Source organism: Bacillus suaedaesalsae (genome assembly GCF_016890225.1).
GTDB lineage: Bacteria > Bacillota > Bacilli > Bacillales > SA4 > Bacillus_BS > Bacillus_BS suaedaesalsae.
This window is the reverse complement of the sequence record NZ_JAFELM010000035.1, coordinates 31,293-49,167: the sequence shown is the minus strand read 5'-3', so window position 1 is coordinate 49,167 and position 17,875 is coordinate 31,293. Positions and strand designations below refer to the sequence as shown.

General features: G+C 34.9%; 19 protein-coding genes. 13 read left to right on the top strand and 6 right to left on the bottom strand.

Annotation, left to right across the window (positions count from 1 at the left end; genetic code table 11):
* Nucleotides 1-13 precede the first annotated feature (13 nt).
* Both JR050_RS14165 and JR050_RS14160 read right to left on the bottom strand, forming a co-directional pair.
* The gene (locus tag JR050_RS14165) at nt 14-97 is read right to left on the bottom strand and encodes a YjcZ family sporulation protein (RefSeq protein WP_204204209.1); all 84 of its coding nucleotides are present in this window, start codon (nt 95-97) and stop codon (nt 14-16) included.
* Between the two features lie 81 nt (nt 98-178).
* Complete coding sequence (locus tag JR050_RS14160) at nt 179-685, bottom strand: CBO0543 family protein (RefSeq protein ID WP_204204156.1); 507 nt, start codon at nt 683-685, stop codon at nt 179-181.
* A gap of 188 nt (nt 686-873) precedes the next feature.
* Between JR050_RS14160 and JR050_RS14155 the strand changes: the two genes are divergently transcribed.
* The 9 genes from JR050_RS14155 to msrA all read left to right on the top strand — a co-directional run bounded on the left by JR050_RS14155 (nt 874) and on the right by msrA (nt 7,791).
* The gene (locus JR050_RS14155) at nt 874-1,461 is read left to right on the top strand and encodes a kinase (protein ID WP_204204155.1); all 588 of its coding nucleotides are present in this window, start codon (nt 874-876) and stop codon (nt 1,459-1,461) included.
* Nucleotides 1,462-1,684: 223 nt separating this feature from the next.
* A complete protein-coding gene (locus JR050_RS14150; RefSeq protein WP_204204154.1) occupies nt 1,685-2,440 on the top strand; it encodes a (S)-benzoin forming benzil reductase in 756 nt (251 codons plus the stop codon).
* A gap of 12 nt (nt 2,441-2,452) precedes the next feature.
* Nucleotides 2,453-2,767, top strand: a complete 315-nt coding sequence (locus JR050_RS14145) for a hypothetical protein (RefSeq protein ID WP_204204153.1) — start codon at nt 2,453-2,455, stop codon at nt 2,765-2,767.
* 45 nt (nt 2,768-2,812) lie between these two features.
* Nucleotides 2,813-3,724 carry an aminoglycoside phosphotransferase family protein gene (locus JR050_RS14140; RefSeq protein WP_204204152.1) on the top strand — a complete coding sequence of 304 codons (912 nt, stop codon included), beginning with the start codon at nt 2,813-2,815 and terminating at the stop codon, nt 3,722-3,724.
* A gap of 61 nt (nt 3,725-3,785) precedes the next feature.
* Complete coding sequence (locus tag JR050_RS14135; protein ID WP_204204151.1) at nt 3,786-4,055, top strand: hypothetical protein; 270 nt, start codon at nt 3,786-3,788, stop codon at nt 4,053-4,055.
* A gap of 92 nt (nt 4,056-4,147) precedes the next feature.
* Entirely contained in the window at nt 4,148-4,978 is an 831-nt protein-coding gene (locus JR050_RS14130) for a manganese catalase (protein WP_204204150.1), read from the top strand.
* 122 nt (nt 4,979-5,100) lie between these two features.
* On the top strand, nt 5,101-6,171 hold the full coding sequence (locus tag JR050_RS14125) for an AbrB family transcriptional regulator (RefSeq protein WP_204204149.1): 1,071 nt from the start codon (nt 5,101-5,103) through the stop codon (nt 6,169-6,171).
* A gap of 78 nt (nt 6,172-6,249) precedes the next feature.
* Nucleotides 6,250-6,729, top strand: coding sequence for a hypothetical protein (locus JR050_RS14120; protein WP_204204148.1), 480 nt, complete (start codon nt 6,250-6,252; stop codon nt 6,727-6,729).
* Between the two features lie 102 nt (nt 6,730-6,831).
* Nucleotides 6,832-7,791 carry a peptide-methionine (S)-S-oxide reductase MsrA gene (gene msrA, locus JR050_RS14115; RefSeq protein WP_204204147.1) on the top strand — a complete coding sequence of 320 codons (960 nt, stop codon included), beginning with the start codon at nt 6,832-6,834 and terminating at the stop codon, nt 7,789-7,791.
* A 30-nt stretch (nt 7,792-7,821) separates the two neighbouring features.
* On the opposite strand, the gene JR050_RS14110 is transcribed toward msrA, so the two are convergent.
* The 3 genes from JR050_RS14110 to JR050_RS14100 all read right to left on the bottom strand — a co-directional run bounded on the left by JR050_RS14110 (nt 7,822) and on the right by JR050_RS14100 (nt 9,831).
* Nucleotides 7,822-9,081: a two-component system sensor histidine kinase NtrB gene (locus JR050_RS14110; protein WP_204204146.1), complete on the bottom strand. Its 1,260-nt coding sequence runs from the start codon at nt 9,079-9,081 to the stop codon at nt 7,822-7,824.
* 141 nt (nt 9,082-9,222) lie between these two features.
* Nucleotides 9,223-9,471 carry a DNA alkylation repair protein gene (locus JR050_RS14105; RefSeq protein ID WP_204204145.1) on the bottom strand — a complete coding sequence of 83 codons (249 nt, stop codon included), beginning with the start codon at nt 9,469-9,471 and terminating at the stop codon, nt 9,223-9,225.
* A 69-nt stretch (nt 9,472-9,540) separates the two neighbouring features.
* Entirely contained in the window at nt 9,541-9,831 is a 291-nt protein-coding gene (locus JR050_RS14100) for a hypothetical protein (RefSeq protein WP_204204144.1), read from the bottom strand.
* A 364-nt stretch (nt 9,832-10,195) separates the two neighbouring features.
* On the opposite strand from JR050_RS14100, the gene JR050_RS14095 reads away from it, so the two are divergent.
* From JR050_RS14095 to JR050_RS14080, 4 genes are all read left to right on the top strand, one after another.
* Nucleotides 10,196-11,599, top strand: a complete 1,404-nt coding sequence (locus tag JR050_RS14095) for an LVIVD repeat-containing protein (protein WP_204204143.1) — start codon at nt 10,196-10,198, stop codon at nt 11,597-11,599.
* Between the two features lie 237 nt (nt 11,600-11,836).
* Nucleotides 11,837-14,164, top strand: a complete 2,328-nt coding sequence (gene helD, locus JR050_RS14090) for an RNA polymerase recycling motor HelD (protein WP_204204142.1) — start codon at nt 11,837-11,839, stop codon at nt 14,162-14,164.
* 430 nt (nt 14,165-14,594) lie between these two features.
* Nucleotides 14,595-15,545 (top strand): ABC transporter permease subunit, encoded by a 951-nt coding sequence (locus JR050_RS14085; RefSeq protein WP_204204141.1) that lies wholly within the window; start codon nt 14,595-14,597, stop codon nt 15,543-15,545.
* 37 nt (nt 15,546-15,582) lie between these two features.
* On the top strand, nt 15,583-16,581 hold the full coding sequence (locus JR050_RS14080) for an ABC transporter permease subunit (RefSeq protein WP_204204140.1): 999 nt from the start codon (nt 15,583-15,585) through the stop codon (nt 16,579-16,581).
* Between the two features lie 345 nt (nt 16,582-16,926).
* On the opposite strand, the gene JR050_RS14075 is transcribed toward JR050_RS14080, so the two are convergent.
* The gene (locus JR050_RS14075; RefSeq protein WP_204204139.1) at nt 16,927-17,841 is read right to left on the bottom strand and encodes a CobW family GTP-binding protein; all 915 of its coding nucleotides are present in this window, start codon (nt 17,839-17,841) and stop codon (nt 16,927-16,929) included.
* Nucleotides 17,842-17,875: the final 34 nt, after the last annotated feature.

Sequence of the window (17,875 nt, the reverse complement as noted above, 5' to 3'; positions counted from 1 at the left end):
AACGTACAGAAAACTATCTTACATAAGCTGAGCCAACGATGATCAATAAAATAAACAACACAACGAGTAACGCAAAGCTATTATTCTGATATCCCATTATACCACCTCCTCATGAAGGGGTATTATATAGTATGAAAATCATTAAGAGTGGTAAGGGACAAGAATGGATTTGAATTACTTATTTTATTGGTACGTCAAAATACCAAATCATAAATACTGCAATGATAACTGATAAACCATATGTTAATAGTGGCTTTGATTGATGCAATCTTATCATACTATACATTAAACTATAAAAGATTACTTCCATCCAATACTCATAACCGTTTAGAAGCAATAACCTGTCAAATTTGTATATAGGGTATTCTACGATCAACGAACCGATCACCCAAATAACTATATATTGGAACTGCTTCGAAAAAGGTGTGTTATTCGGATAATGAGTTAAATAAACAAGTGTAATAGCAGGTAAACAGAAAAAAGAATATAATAAATCAGTCAATGAATGAGAATGCAGTAGAAAATCGGGCTCATATCTCCATAGATAATAATCTTGGCAAATTACGTTATATAGTAAATTACAAATGATTACATACATAATGGTCGTGGAGTATTTTTGCCAATCTCTCCAATTTCCTTTTAAGAAAGCTAATAGTATTAATAACAAAGTAATGATAATATGCATGATTTCTTGCTCCAATCAAAATAGTTAAATGAATCTTATACTACTATTTCCAATTTATTGGAAAGTATGTGTGTGAGTTCTATTAAAACTCATTAACTTTAAAACGATAAACAAGAGTGATACGTTTATAAGGAGTCTAATAACTAGTTATTACATTTACATATGTAACTATAGACGAGGTATACTTGATGAACTTAAATGAATTATTAGATAAAAGTAGAGATCTAAATGGCCAGCGATTTATCCTTGGAGTTGATGGTTTAAGTCGTTCAGGTAAAACAACGTTTGTAAAGGAGATTGGTCATTATTTAAAGGAAAATGATCGCCCGTTTCACATATTTCATATTGATGACTATATCGTGAAACGGAGTAACCGCTACAATACTGGACATGAAGAGTGGTTTGAGTACTATCAACTTCAGTGGGATACACAATGGTTGGTTGACAACTTTTTTCGTAGTCTAAAAGCTTCAAACACAGTTGTTTTACCTTATTATTGTGGTGAAACAGATACACATACGCACAAGAGAGTTATGTTACCTAATAACGGAGTGATAATTGTTGAAGGGGTTTTTTTGCAAAGGGACGAGTGGAGAGAATATTTTGATTTTGTTTTGTATTTAGATTGTGCCAGGGAGGTTCGTTTCAAGAGAGAAAGTTTAAAAACACAAGAAAATGTGAAAAAGTTTGAAGAACGATATTGGAAGGCTGAAGATTATTATCTACAAAATATTCAACCTTTAAAGAGCGCAGACCTTGTGGTGCGATCAAAATAGTAGTTGTAGGAAAACCTTAGAGGGAATCCTACAACTATTTTTTTACTTCAATTGCAGTAATGTGGAAAAATTGACATTTGACAAATAAAACTATTTTAAAAGGTAACATGACAGATTCAGACATTTCGTGTTGAATAACATCGAGAAAAAAAGACGAGTTACTTTTAAAAATAGTAGAGATATTCTGTATAATGAAAAAGAAGATAGAAAAAGGAGACTTCACATGAACTACTATATCGTTACAGGTGCATCGAAAGGACTTGGACAATCCATTGTCAACCTTCTATTTAAAAAGGGGAATACTGTCTTTGCTGTGTCACGTTCTATTAATCACGAATTAGTAAAGAAAGCGAAAGATTTAGAAGTGACGCTACATTGGCATACAGTTAACGTTGGACATATAGACGAGACTGAAAGTGTATTCAATACAATTTTTGAAAGAGTTAATATTGATGAGATTGATTCGATTACACTTATTAATAATGCTGGAGTTATTGAGCCGATCAATACCGTTGGAAGTATGGAATCTAACGAAATTAAAATGAATGTGGAAACAAATTTATTAGCCCCAATGGTGTGGACAAACTTATTTCTAGAAAACACACAAGCTCTTAACACATCCAAGAGAGTTGTTAATGTATCGAGTGGTGCTGCGAACAATCCATATTCTGGTTGGAGTGTTTATTGCTCGACAAAAGCAGGCTTGGATATGTTTACGAAAACGGTAGGACTTGAACAAGGGAAAGAGCAGTATCCTGCGACTGTCATTTCTTTTTCACCAGGAATCATGGATACGACTATGCAGACGACAATTCGTTCTAAATCAAAGGAACAATTTGAGACTATTGATATTTTCAAAAGTTATAAAGAAGAAGGTATGCTCCGAACAACAGATTATGTTGGTTCAGTCTTACTAAACTTACTGGACTCTTCTGAAATTGAAAATGGAAAGGTGTACGATATCAAACAATTGATTTAAAGGAGGAAGAACATGAAGGTACTAAAAGGCAAGATCATTAGTGGAATAGGAGAATTTGCTCAATGGATGGAAAGTCTTGAAAGCTATTATTCCTATAAAACGGGGATGAAGCTCTTTCCTAAAACAATACAAGTATATCTAGAGGAACCATTCAGCTGTCAGGAGCCAATTGCTTGTTATATCAATGGTGCGGAAGGAATCATAATGGCCATTAATGAAGTTGGAGTTGCTCAAATTAGTCCTTCCTGTGATGGTGTAGAATTAACGAATCATGATGGTGAAGAAGTAGAAATCGTCATTCCTGTTTTAGAAAATGTCGTGATGTAAGAAGCGGAGGTCTCCGCTTCTATTATTTTTTTATAGGAGAAAAAAATGGTCATACCAGAAAAATTAAAAACAACTTTAATAGCTATTCATCATGAAAAAGGAAAACAATGGCTACAAGAGTTACCGCAGTTATTGAAACGTATTGAAAAGAAATATGCAATTACGTTCACGGCATCATCTCCTTTTAAGTTGTCGTATAATTTTGTGGTACCTGCAGTCAATGTAGAAGGAAAAAGAGTAGTAGTGAAAATGTCCGTGCCGAACAAAGAGTTAGAAAGGGAGGCGAACTGGTTAACTCACTACCAGAACGGACAAATTGTAACCCTATTAGAATACGATCATGAAGACGGGTTTTTAATAATGGAACACTTGCAACCGGGAGTACCGTTAAGCCATATAATGGATGATACTTTAGCGGTAGAGGTTACGGCTAAATTAATGGAGTCCATTTGGCAAGAACCGAAAGTAGGGCATTCATTTCCATCAATTGTAGATTGGACACAAGGATTAAACAGAATAAGAGAGAAATTCAATGGTAAAACAGGACCTTTCGATCAAAAATTAGTAGATTTAGCAGAAGAGAGATTTCGTTATTTATTCCACACGATGAAACTTCCAGTATTATTACATGGAGACTTGCATCAAGATAATATTTTGTCATCAGATAAAGGCTGGAAAATTATAGACCCAAAAGGGGTTATAGGAGAGAGAGAAGTTGATATCATCCCTTTTCTTCGGAATTATTTATGGACACATGATTCCCCAAGAGAAGTACTAGAAAAACGAGTCAATCAATTTAGCGATTTATTAGATTTAAATAAAGAAAGAATATTACTGTGGGGTTATTCACTTTCCATTTTATCAGCATGGTGGCTTATAGAAGACGGTCAATCTCAAGAATCATTTGATCAAACGTTAAATCTAGCACTACTATTTCATGAATTATTGAGTAACTAAGTTCTATTTCAAACTCTACCAGAATATTGTTTTAATAGATTCTGTGATAGAGGTGATTACGATGGTATTTTTAATAAATGATAAAGAAGAAAAACTAAAAACTCATATGCAATTTTTATTTACACGTGGAGGGGGGATATTTACCATTATTTATTCCCCATATGAGGAAGAGAAATATCCATACCATTTAGTAAGCTTATTAAATCATGAAATTATTGAAAGCTATGATGACTTACCAACTATTGAACAATTGACAGATGAGATTGGGGAGTTTGACTCGTGTCACACAGATAAAGTAACGGTTGAAGGGAAGTTTAAGAAAATGAAGTAATTAAATTTTATAAACATTTGCCTATACATGCACCAAGTTTCCATTATTTTAATATAACAATAGAGATGTTATGAAATAAGGGAGGAATACATGTGTTTTATCACATAAAAGAGCTTCAATATCAGGCAAAGCCTTCAAAGCCAGATCCGATATATGCGAAAAAACTTCAAGAAGTACTAGGTGGCCAATTTGGTGAAATTTCGGTTATGATGCAATACTTATTTCAAGGATTTAACTGTCGTGCTGAGGAGAAGTATCGTGATTTATTATTAGATATCGGTACAGAAGAAATCGCACACGTTGAAATGCTTGCAACAATGATCTCACGTTTATTAGATAATGCTCCTATTGGAGACCAAGAAGCAGCGTATGCCAGTAATCCGGCATTAGCTGCAATTATGGGTGGTATGAATCCACAACATGCGATTGTAAGTGGTCTAGGGGCAATGCCAGCTGATTCTGTTGGAAATAGATGGACGGCTGATTACATCATCGGGAGCGGTAACTTAATTGCAGATTTTAGAGCGAATTTAAATGCTGAATCACAAGGAAGACTGCAAGTTGCGCGTTTGTATAATATGACAGATGATCCTAGTGTAAGAGATATGCTTGCATTCTTACTAGCTCGTGATACAGCTCATCAAAATCAATGGATTGCAGCAATTGCAGAATTGGAAGCAGCTGAAGGAGATGTTGTCGTTCCGACTACCTTCCCACGTGAGCTGGAAAAGCAAGCTGTATCGTATGATTTATATAATTTTTCACGAGGTGAAGAGAGCAGCAAAGGCAGATGGGCACAAGGTCCAGCTCCTGATGGACGTGGAACATTTAAATATGTATCGCAACCAGTTCCATATGCATCAAAGCCGAAGTTGATGCCTGCACCGCCTTATATTTTTAATACACCGCCAATGATGAAATAAGGTTTTTATTGTGGTGAATTTTGCAAAAACTAACGCTTGGGGCATATACCCAGGCGTTTCCATATTCATAATAAAAGTATGATAAACTAGTAGAGTACTAACAAAAGAAAGCGTGATGAAAGTTGAATAGTTTTTCCAAAATAGCTACATCTGTATTTGTCGGACTTATTGGCGGTATGGTGTTTACACTTTTACATTTACCGTTAGCATGGTTACTAGGTTCTCTTTTTGCGATTGTGATATGGAAACTTGTATTGAAGAAGGAAGCTCAGATTCATCCTTCAATGAGGAACGGTAGCTTGGTTATTATCGGCTATATGCTTGGGATTTCATTTACATACGATACGTTAATCCAAATGACAAAAATGCTTCCTGCGATGTTAATGAGCACACTACTTTTGATTGGTTTTTCAATCTTTATCTCAATCTTCTTAGCGAGATTCACGGGGATTAGTTTTAAAACTGCGATAATTGGTATGATGCCAGGTGGTTTTTCACAAATGGTTATCCTTGGTGAGGAGATTGAGGATGTAGATGTAACAAGCGTCACGTTATTTCAGCTCATACGGTTATTGTCTGTGATTTATTTAGTACCAGCTATCGTAAGAATTGATTGGTTTTCTCATATTGGTAGCTCGACTACTTTTGAACTAGGTCAAATTGTAGAGGCCAATAACATTGAGATTCTGTTATTTGTGGTAGTCACCATTATTTCTACTTGGTTAGCGGTAAGGTTTAGGTTTCCAACTCCGTATTTGCTCGGGCCATTGTTAGGAAGTGCAATTTTTGTTATATCAGGATTTACTCCATTCCAACTTCCGAATTGGATCATTGTTGTCTCTCAATTGTTCTTAGGGATTCATGTTGGAATCATGGTAGATCCTAACAAGTTGAAAAATTGGAAGCGATTTGGAGTAGGGGCAATTGTTTCGAGTGTTGCCTTGCTTGTTTCAACTGTTAGTATTGCATTTTTTTTAGTGTGGCTATACCCGGTATCACTTGGTACATCCTTCTTAAGTTCAGCTCCAGGCGGAATTGCTGAAATGGGACTTACAGCTGTAGCAATCGGTGCAGATATGTCAATCGTAACAGGATTTCAAATGTTTCGAGTGTTTTTTGTGCTACTAGTTGTACCTCCTTTACTTTTATGGATTTTTAAAAGAGATCGAATTCGTTTGAAAAGAAGTTCATAATTGGCAATATTGTTCCTCTATCTCCGTGCCCTAAATCGTGCTACGATTGTAGTTGTTATTGCTATGGAGGAGAGACACATGACAGTCATCGACTTTACACAAGCCCTTGAGATAAAAGAAAAGGCAATTAATAAAATAAAAGATAATGAGATTTGTATACAACTTCCTGTCCCAGCATGTGAGATTCCGTTTTGGACACAATTCCTCATGCATAGCGCTCATTCTGCCGGTTATTTTTCACAAATGGAAACAAATGAACGCACGATGAAGATACTTACAAGGGAGTACGTTATTTTATCTGATTTGCAGGTAAAAGCACTCATGATTTCTGACATTGAGGAATCAGAGATTCATATATCTCTTACGTATGAAGAAGTGATTGTTCTTGAGAGCTTTTTGGAAAAGTATATAGAGGAATGTAGAGTGTTTGAGGATATTGAGTATATGAATATCACGAGTAAGTATCTTAACATGATAGTTAATGTAATCGAATTAAACGCAGATGAATTTGACTATATGACAAAATATATGTTAAAGAACATTTTACAGGAAAAGTGAGAACTAAGTTTCTCGCTTTTTTTATTTCATATTATTATGGAAAAAGCGATTGGATTGTTATAATGATAAGCAAATAATAACAAACATGAAGGTGGTATAAAAATGACAAGCAATTTGCAACTTGCAACATTCGCTGGTGGATGTTTTTGGTGTATGGTGAAGCCTTTTGATGAGCAACCTGGTATTCATAAAGTCGTTTCCGGCTACACAGGAGGTCATAAAGAAAACCCTACATATGAAGAAGTGTGCACAAACCAAACTGGACATTATGAAGCTGTCCAAATTACGTTTGATCCAGACGTATTTCCATACGAAAAATTGTTATCATTATTTTGGCAGCAAATTGATCCAACTGATGAAGGTGGCCAGTTCGGGGATCGTGGACAGTCTTACCAAACAGCGGTTTTTTATCATAATGATGAACAACATATGCTAGCTGAGAAATCCAAGCATGAATTACAGGAAAGTGGCAGGTTTACTAAACCGATTGCAACAAAAATTCTACCTGCTCAGGATTTTTATGTGGCAGAGGAATACCATCAAGATTATTACAAGAAAAATCCAATACGATATAAGTTATATCATACTGGTTCTGGGCGAGAGAAATTTATAAAAGAAGCGTGGAAGAATCCGAACAAAGATCTTGAATTGAAAAAGAAGTTAACACCTATTCAATATGAAGTGACTCAAAAAAATGGCACTGAACCGGCGTTTAGAAACGAATTTTGGGATCATAAAGAAGATGGTATTTATGTTGACATTGTTTCGGGCGAGCCGTTATTCAGCTCACTGGATAAATATGATTCAGGCTGTGGATGGCCGAGCTTTACTAAGCCGTTACAAAAAGAAACGGTGAAGGAGGAACTTGATGTTTCATATAACATGGTTCGAACAGAAATTAGAAGTAAAGAAGGAGACTCCCATTTAGGTCATGTATTTGAAGATGGTCCTATGGAACACGGTGGATTGCGGTATTGTATTAACTCTGCAGCGCTTCGCTTTATTTCAAAAGAAGACCTTGAAAAAGAAGGGTACGCGGAGTTTCAGAAGTTATTTGATTAAAGCAAAAACAGGAGCAAATTCGCTCCTGTTTTATATTTTTGATTGATGTAAGGCAGGTAACTGTATATAAAAAGTAGTTCCTTTATGACTACTTCTAACTGTTAAGATGCCTCCATGGTTTTCGACGATTTTACGTGAGACTGAGAGGCCAAGTCCAGTTCCTTCATCTTTTGTTGTAAAGAATGGATCAAATAAATGCTCCAGTGCCTTCGGGCTTATGCCGGTTCCGTTGTCTATAAATGCGATTTGGACATGTTTTTCAAGTAAACTAGTCTCAAGTTTAATATGTAGCCGGTCAGTGCCTTTTGCTTCAAATGAATTACGAAACAGGTTAATAAAAACTTGAAGCATCTCAGATGAATTAATTGATACGAGAACGTCATCAACTTGTTTATCGCACTCAAATTCTACGTCTACATCATAAAGAAATGCTTCACTTTTTAGAAACTTACCGACGTTTTCACAAATGTAGTTATTTGCATTGAATAATTCAAATTTAGTGTCAGATGGCTTTGCAAGTGCAAGAAAGTCAGTAATAATTTTATTTGCACGATCAAGCTCCGGTATTAATAAGGAAGATACAAGACTAGAAATATCCGGACTAAATTTATCACTTAAAAATTGCAAATAGCCGCGAACGGTTGTTAATGGATTGCGTATTTCGTGAGCAATACCTGCTGCAATCCTGCCTGCTACTGCTTGCTTCTCTGAATCCTTAACTTTGTTTAAGAACTGAAAAGCCCCAAGAACTCGTATAATTTTTCCTGTGGAATCACGGAATATCCGAGTGTTATTAATGCCATAATTTGAATCTAACACTTCGCGGTTTATAATTGGTTGTCCTGTATGTAACGTTTCCAGTAACAAAATTAAATTGTCTGGAATACTAAGTAGCTCTCGAATATGCTTTCCAATTAGTGAATCACGGTCTTTATTAAAATCGGTCGCTGCCTTTTCATTGCATAGTGTGATGTGCCCATTTTCGTCAATCATCACGATGTGGTGTGGCACTGTATCAAAAATAGGTGATAGGATCTTTTCTATCTCATCAAATGCAACATCCTTTTCAAGTGAAAAGTCAGTCGTGAAAGTAGGGGAAGCATGCTCCTCGATAACAGTTCGTTCTGTCATCGGAAGCTGTTTTCCACGTTCTTTCGTAATCTTAAGACCACGATTATTATCGGTATAAGAAAACGAAAATGGCAAATGAGCAAGAAGTTCGCGATATACTTGAAGTTCTTGCTCTAATTGAGCCGTTTTCGAATCTACGTTAATGTATGTCTCTTTCATTCAAGATCGCCTCAAGTTCTAATTAACTAAAACTAACAGTTTCTTCTAAATATATAAATACACTATATCATAAGCAAGTCGGAACTTGTAGAAAAAATTAGAATATTCCGGGCTACATAAAAAAAGACTAAGAGTGTTCTCTTAGCCTTTGCCGTATTGTGCTCTTTTGACAAATGAATTTTCCTCTTCTACTAATCCGCAAACACCACATTGAATTCTTCGTTCTGGACCGCGATATGGTAAATGGAAAGGATCTAATTGATCACTATCATATTGCTGTGTAACTTCTCCTGTTTGCGGGTCCATTTTAACTGATGTTGACACTTGTTCAATGATATTAAAGCGTGAACGATTCGTCTTACAGTTTGGGCATAAATATGGTTGGGCCATGTAAGATACACCTCCTACAGGAATTATTTCCAACTAGGAGTGGATTTATGTAAAACGGAATTGTCTGCGTTATTCTGCATGAACAAATTCATCGGTATTCTCATCATATAAAACGATTGTTCCGTTCGAAAACTGTACTTTCCAAATTCTATCTACTTCATTCTGGAAAACCTCTTGAACTTCAGTCGATTCCGAAAGATTTGCAAATTCTTGAGCATTCTTCACAATTGTATCAAGATCGTTCATTAATAACGTTTCTGTATCCTCTACAGGAACTTTAGAGTTATCCTTTTGAATAAATGTACATGCTGTCAGGAAAATAAGCACTAATACAATCAATAATCCTTTCTTTTTCATCATGACACCTCCTACTCGTACAAGCAGTCTTCTGTTAACACGATATTCAGTTAAAGGTGAAAGTATGACACATAAAGGAGTGGGAGTGGAATGGTTTAACAATGTATCAAAAGGTTCATAAAGCGCAATAGTACTGTCTAAAACAAAAATGAATATTTATAACTATTTCGCATTGCTAAATAAAATAGCCCTTTATCATTATCAACTCGTACATATTACATATAGAACATTATGAATAGTGATGAAATGTGTAGAGATGCGTCGATTTAATAGTTAAATATAAATATTGTACATAATCACGCTAAATTTTATAGTATGGTCACGGGATTAGAAAAAAATCCCAAATATACATATAGGAGGTTGGAGAATGAAAAAGAGTAATAAGTTAGTACAGGCTGCATTGGTTGGTACGCTTGCGTTCTCACTAAACATACCTTTTGCTTCAGCTCATGACGAATTAGGGGACGTAAATCTTGAAAAAGGGGAACGTACAAACTATGAATCAATTAATGTCATGACCATTGAAGGTAGTAAAAATCTTAAGTTTTTAAAGGAAGTTGCAACCCCAGAAATGAAGATTGTAAGGCCGGATGGAAAGGCAAATAGCTTCGGAGATGTATATGCACATAAAGGATTTGCTTATATTGGTACACATACAAAAAACGGAGGGAATGGCGGAATCCGTGTTTTTGATCTAAAAGATCCTTCTAACCCAGTAGAAGTTGCAGTGTTTGGAAACGAAATTCCTGGTACTTGGCAAGAAAAAGTCATTGTGAAAACAGTGAACACACCACACTTTAAAGGTGATTTAGCAGTCGTGAGTGTACAGCAGTTGAATTCATCAAACCCAGCAAGTAAGGGTGGTTTCTTGCTTTATGATGTAACGGAGCCTAATACACCCAAAAAGCTAGGATTCTGGGAAGTTTATAAAGGTACAAGAGGAACACACGAACTGTATTTAACTACACAAGGTAATAAAACCGTTGTTTTAGCAGCAAATCCATATGCAGATTATTATAGTCATGGAAATGAAAAAGATTTTCAAATTGTCGATGTAACAGATCCATCGAATCCAACTACAATTTATCAGTTTGATCCACGGACGTTAAAAGAGGTGGAAGATGATTTTAATGGTTATCACTGGCAATCTCCAGATCAAAAGACAAGACCAGTCTTCAACCATAGTACAATGGTTGATGGAAAATATGCTTATGTATCAATGTGGGATTTAGGAACTGTTATTTTCGATATACAAGATCCTATGAATCCCCAATATTTAGGCAGAACCGATTTTGCTTCAGACCAACAAGGCTCTGCTCATTCTGCAACTGTTGCTCAAGGTGGAAATATTTTAATTGAAACGAGAGAAGTGTATGATCCAGTCAAAGAGGGATACGAAGTTGCATACGGATACACTAGAATCTTTGATATAAAAGATAAATCAAATCCAAAGCTATTAAGTGAATTTAAGACAGAATTAACAACAGATGTGCCCCAAGAGGAAAATAACCAAGTAACATTCAGTAAGACTGTACATGATCCAAAGGTCCAAGGTAATACACTATATTTATCTTACTACGGTGGGGGAGTAGTAGCCGTTGATATTACGAATCCATCTAATCCAAAAGAAGTTGGTCAATACCAACCGGAGAATTCGGATGTATGGGGTGTGTTCATAGATCGTAACTATATACTTGCTTCAGATATTGGCAGTGGACTAAAGGTCTTGCAAAAGAATAATAGCAGTTTGGGTGGACCTGTAAGACAATAAAGAAAAGTAGAGACTAGTTTTTGGACTATGTCTCTACTTTTTTTATTGGAAAATAAAAAAGGACACAAAAATGTCCTTTAAAATACATATTGTAAGTAGATGGAAAACATGATAATATAAGTATTGGTCACTACGAAATAGTTATGAATAAATATATAAATAACCTAATAATATCATAACATATCTAAAGTTGTGGTGTCAACGAATTTGAATAAATTTTTTTTAGGAGTGGTGCTAATGAGTTTATCGCCTCAAGAATGGGAAAAGGAACAACATCGTGTCAATGAGGTAGTTGTAGAAGTAGATAAAAAGATAAATTCGATGAAGTACCACTTGGATTCATTAAAGACAGACATTGTTGATATTCGAAAAGACTTCTGGGAGGATGTCAGAGTAAATACTGATGAACCACACGATTTGATTGAAACCTTTGTTTCTATCAAACAACAGGCGGAATTTTTATCTGAACGTGAAAGAAGTCATGGACATTCTCATTACTTAATTTCAAAGCTAAAACGATTAAAAAGGTCTCCATATTTTGGGAGAATTAATTATCGTTTTGAAGGTGAGCAGGAAGAAAATCCGATTTATTTAGGGATCGCTTCTTTCCTTAATGAAGACGATGAATTTCTCGTTTATGATTGGCGTGCACCAATCTCGAGCCTGTATTATGATTCGTTGCCAGGTAAAGCTGAATATCGAACACCTGAAGGGAACGTGAAAGGCGATTTAACACTAAAAAGGCAATATATCATTAAAAATAGTGAAATTAAAGGCATGTTTGATACAGGTCTGGCAATTGGTGATGAGTTATTGCAAGAGGTGCTTGGTCAAAATTCAGACTCTCAGATGAAGACGATCGTTGCGACAATTCAAAAGGAACAAAATGATATCATTCGTAATGAAACGAGTAAGTATCTTGTAGTCCAAGGAGCTGCAGGAAGCGGGAAAACTTCGGCTGCTCTTCAACGAGTTGCATATTTACTATACCGTTATCGAGAAACGTTAGAAGCTGAACACATTTTGTTGTTTTCACCTAACTCTTTATTTAACGACTATATTTCTACTGTTTTACCGGAACTTGGTGAAAAGAACATGCAGCAAACGACGTTTCAAGACTTTGTAGAACGTACGTTAGAGCTTGACTTAAATATTGAAGATCCATTTACCCAAATGGAATATACATTGAGTCAAGAAAAGAAACCTGGCTATGAAGCGAGAATGAAAGGTATTGAATTTAAAACATCAAAGGACTTTATGGAGCTCTTAGATCAGTATTTACAAAGATTATCAGAAACTGGTCTGCTTTTTCATGATATTGAGTTCAGTGGTAGAACGATTTTTACTGCTGAAGTAGTCAACAAATGGTTCCTTGAACTAGACTCATCCTCTTCGATTCCCAATCGGCTGCAGCTTCTAACTGACCAACTTCTAAGAGAGTTGAAAAGATTTGCGAGAAAAGAGCGAAAAGCGGAGTGGGTAGAAGAGGAAATTCAATACTTAGACAAAGAGACGTATTTAAAAGCTTACAGAAAACTACAGCAAAAACATAAAAAGCAATTTTCTGAAGATGCATTCAAAGACTTAGCGCTTGAGCAAGATTTCCTATCAAAAGTTGTTGTAAATTCTTACTTGAAACCAATTCGGAAATATATAAGAGACATGAAATATGTGGATTTTTTAGGAATGTATGAAGACGTTTTTAAGGGGAGCAGTTGTGACAACTCAAACTTGTGGCAAGAGCTTTGTAATCAAACCCTACAATCCATTGAGGAAGGGACGTTGTTTTATGAAGATGCAGCTCCTTTATTATATTTGAAGGAGAAGCTTCTCGGACTGTATAAAAATACTTCTGTAAAACATGTGTTCATAGATGAGGCTCAAGACTATTCCGAATTACAGCTTGCGCTATTATCTATACTGTTTCCTATGAGTCATATGACGTTGTTAGGTGATTTTAATCAAGCGATTTTCGCACACTCTGTAAACGGATATGCTGCGTTAAATGAGGATGTTCATATAGAAAAAGAAACGATCACATTAACGAGAAGCTATCGTTCAACGAAACAAATTGTTGAGTTTACTAAACAATTAGTTCTTAATGGAAACGAAATCGAGCCATTTAATCGTAATGGAGAAAAACCGCATGTGACTATTGTGGATTATCATACAAAATTATCTCCTCTAACAATAATAACGATTCAATCTTTACAAAATAAAGGGGTACATCATATTGCAGTTATTTGTAAAACGGCTGAAGAAAGTGTGGAAGTATATAACCAATTAAGAGAAGAAGTCCAAGTAAAACTCGTCCAAAAGGAATCTTCCACATTTGATAATGGATTGGTTGTCATTCCTTCATATTTAGCAAAGGGTATCGAATTTGATGCGGTTATTCTTTATAATGCTTCTACTGATGTTTATGGTAGGGAGTACGAAAGGAAGTTGTTTTATACGGCATGTACTAGAGCAATGCATGAGCTTTTTATCAATGTCTGTGGGGAAATGAATCCGTTTTTAAGAGAGGTTGACCCGAAGCTACTAGATTTGCAAATCATTGATTAATTTTATATACAAAACGGTTTAGTACACTAAAGACTATACTAATAAGGGGATATTTTGTTCAATATACGAACAAGTATCCTCTCTTTTTATTCAAATTATTTGTCTTTCCTTCTTGATAACTATTCTTACTTAGTCATTGTTATCTAGAAGGATTCTAGTGATTAAATAGAATCTCTTTAGGAATGGCTCTTTTCGTAAACTTTGTTGCTATTAATCAAATTCGGGTATCTTTAATAGGTCAATACAAATGTTCATTACTTTGACGAAAAGATGCCACGAAACCTTAATATTTACGTGTTTCTCGACTAATTTGAAAAACAACACTCTTTGCGAAAACGCCTTTAGAATAAAGGGATAATCGAATGATCTATAGAATTATTAATATTACAATATTGTTACAATATTTTGAAAAAGGAAGTGGAACTGAAAAATGATAAAAGGTCTTATCCAACAAACGATCGTTCCATTCATAATAGCTGTTGCAGGTATATTTTTAATGGGATCAATCCCTTATCTTCTATTTGACATGGAACATATATTAGAGATTCAAGCATTACTAGATTCGGGAAGGTTAGAAAATACATTATTCTTATACCAACCTGTTCAATTTGATTATGAATTATATTGGCAATCCATTATGAATACTGCGAAAGGGTTAATTCATGTAAAAGATTGGACTTATTTAAATGAGGTTAGTTGGGAGAAGCCACTTTTCCCGATATTCCAAGAGGTTTATTTGAACACATTGTTATATCTAGGGATTGCTTTATTAGCAAGTTTCATTTTCGCGATTTTTAATACGTATTTAATCATGTTACTAAGTAGCCGCATTAGAAGAAAGGTAAAATTTATTTTCTTTGTTATCGAATCATTACCCGATCTTTTTATCATCATCTCATTACAGATGTTCGTCATATGGTTTTTCAAAAAAACAGATATATTATTATTTAATATAGTGAGTTCATTTGGGGAAGAAGCATTTTTACTCCCTTTAATCGTGTTGAGTTTTTTACCAACAATCTATATGACTCGGTACTTATTACTTTCGTTTGAGGATGAATATCAATCTTTATATGTTGAGCTGGCAAGAGGGAAGGGTTTAACAAAAACTGCTATTTTGTTTGTTCATATATTTCGAAATGCTTATGCTTCGTTTGTTTATCATTACAAAACGATATTTTGGTTTACTCTCTCTAATCTAGTAATAATAGAAATCGTATTAAATGTTAATGGTTTATTAAGATTTATTTGGACCAATTGTGCGAGGAATCCTGAATTATTAACACTAAGTTTGTTATGCATTTTTGTGCCGTTCTTCCTAGTATTAAAGATTATGGAATTATTTGCGAAGAAAAATTCTATCCAAGGAGTTGTTGAGTGATTTGTATATAAAGCAATTATTCAGGAATAAGTTTTTCTTGATCGGTTCCATAACGATATTATTGTTTATGTTGATAAGTATTCTCTATACATGGATATTGAAAGATAATGTACCAGCTCCATCCCGTTATTTACATGATAAAAACGGAATTGTAATCGATAAAGCACCATTTCCGCCATCTCTCAGTTATCCACTTGGATCTGATAAAATGGGAAACAATTTATTTCTAATGTTAATTGATGGAGCTAAGTACACAATAACTCTCTCAATTATAGTTGGAGTATTAAGGTTGTTCTTCGGTATGATCTTAGGATTTATTTTGTTACTGTTTCCCGCCAAATTTAAATCTTTTATAAGGAGTTTGTTTGAAGGGTTACACTATTTTCCGCTATCGTTATTTTCTTATATGTTAGCGGCACCTATATTTGTGTTTACATGGAGTTTTGGTGAATACTCTTCGATCATTGGACCGTTATTCATCATTATTCTATTATCCACTCCAATTATCGGAGTATTTATTTCAAAAGAAGTTGAACGTATCTATACTAAAGAATTCATACTCAATGCTAAAGTCATGGGGGGAAGTTGGTTTCATATCTTTAAAACACATGTAAGGCCATTCTTTTTACCCCAATTGTTTATTGTTTTAGTACAACAAATTGTTCAGGCTTTATTGATTTTTGCTCACTTAGGGGTACTAGGAGTGTTTCTTGGAGGAGGGAAAAGAGAAGAAATTGATGCTGATATTCTACATGGAACACCAACTCTTGAGGTTTTCTCTGCTTCCAATGAATGGGGTGGTCTCATTGCGAAATACTTTTCTGAATTTCTTCTCTCACCAAATTTAATACTAGGTCCAGTTTTCTGTTTTGCCATAATCGTTCTGGCATTGAATTTTATTGTTGAGGGTTTAAAGAATGTTTTTATAGAAGACAACATGGAAATAATAAATAATGAAAACGAGATAACAACAGAAGATATTAATGTTAAATCAAAACATAACAATCCGTATAGTTTACTAAAAATCGAACGATAGTATAAATATACAGACTTTGTAACAGATATTTATTAAAATCGCATATAAAACACTTAAATTAAAGTACCCAACAGTATTATCTTTGACTACTATGTTGGGTACTTTTTTCTCTGTTTGTGTTCTTATAGTTCCCACAAGTGAAAGGGGAACTGAACTTCCTAGGTCATTTTCTTTCCTTACCCTTACTCTTATATTTTTCTATTTCTTTAATGTTCTCATTGAAAGACACATTTTTTAAACCTAAAAAAAAGGATCGTCAGTCCGAAAAGACAACTGGCTAGGCATCAGTCCCAATGATTTAGTAATCGTGCATTCGAAGACAGGGTTTCAAATCAGAGTACCTTTTTACTCTGATTCTAATTTATGGAGAGCTTCTCGTATTTCTTCAATTGGAAGATTCTCACCAATGAACACAAGATTTGTTGGGATTTTTACAAGCTCTTTCATGTAAATCGGCATTCCGTAAGAGTATTGAAATAAGAATAAAGAATCAGAATGTGTAAAGCGTAAGTAACCCTTTATTCTAAAGATGTTATCAGGCATTACTCGAAGCCAGTCTTCAAATTGATCTAAATCGACAGGGCGCGTAAACTTATATACAAATGTTTTTAGATGAAGCTTTTGATGGACATGCGCGTCTTCGTGTACTTCACGAGTTTTTCTCTCAAATACTTGAATATCGTCAATATTTATCTTCGCAAAAGTGGTAAATAGTAGTTTTCCATAAGGGTTCAGTTGTTGAATCTCAAACGCCAGCTGACCTTGTTTTGCTTCGGATATATCATCTACTTTATTTAATAGAATGACATCTGCATGCTTCACTTGCTCAATTAATAATGATTGTAGCTGAGGGCTTAGTTCTTTTCGGTTCTTCCATCGTTTGGCATCTACTAAACTAATAACTCCTTCAACATTTACATGTTCTACTAATATTGGAGACATACAGGCATCTACAACTTCGATCGGATGAGCAACCCCTGTCGCTTCTATATAAATGACATCTAATGAGTGTAAGTGAATTAATTCTTGTAACTGGGATTCTAGTTGACCTTGAATCGTGCAGCATACGCAGCCATTTAATAATTCCTTAAGTGGTGTTTCCTCATCAACTGCATGTGAATCAATAGAGACCTCTCCAAGCTCGTTCATAAGAACGGCTACCTTCCGTCCTTTTTCTTTTTCCTGCTCTAGAATATTACGAAGTAATGTCGTTTTTCCTGCTCCTAAAAAACCGGACAATATATAAATTGGTGTCTTCATATTCGTTCTCCTTAATAATGTGACTCTACTTATA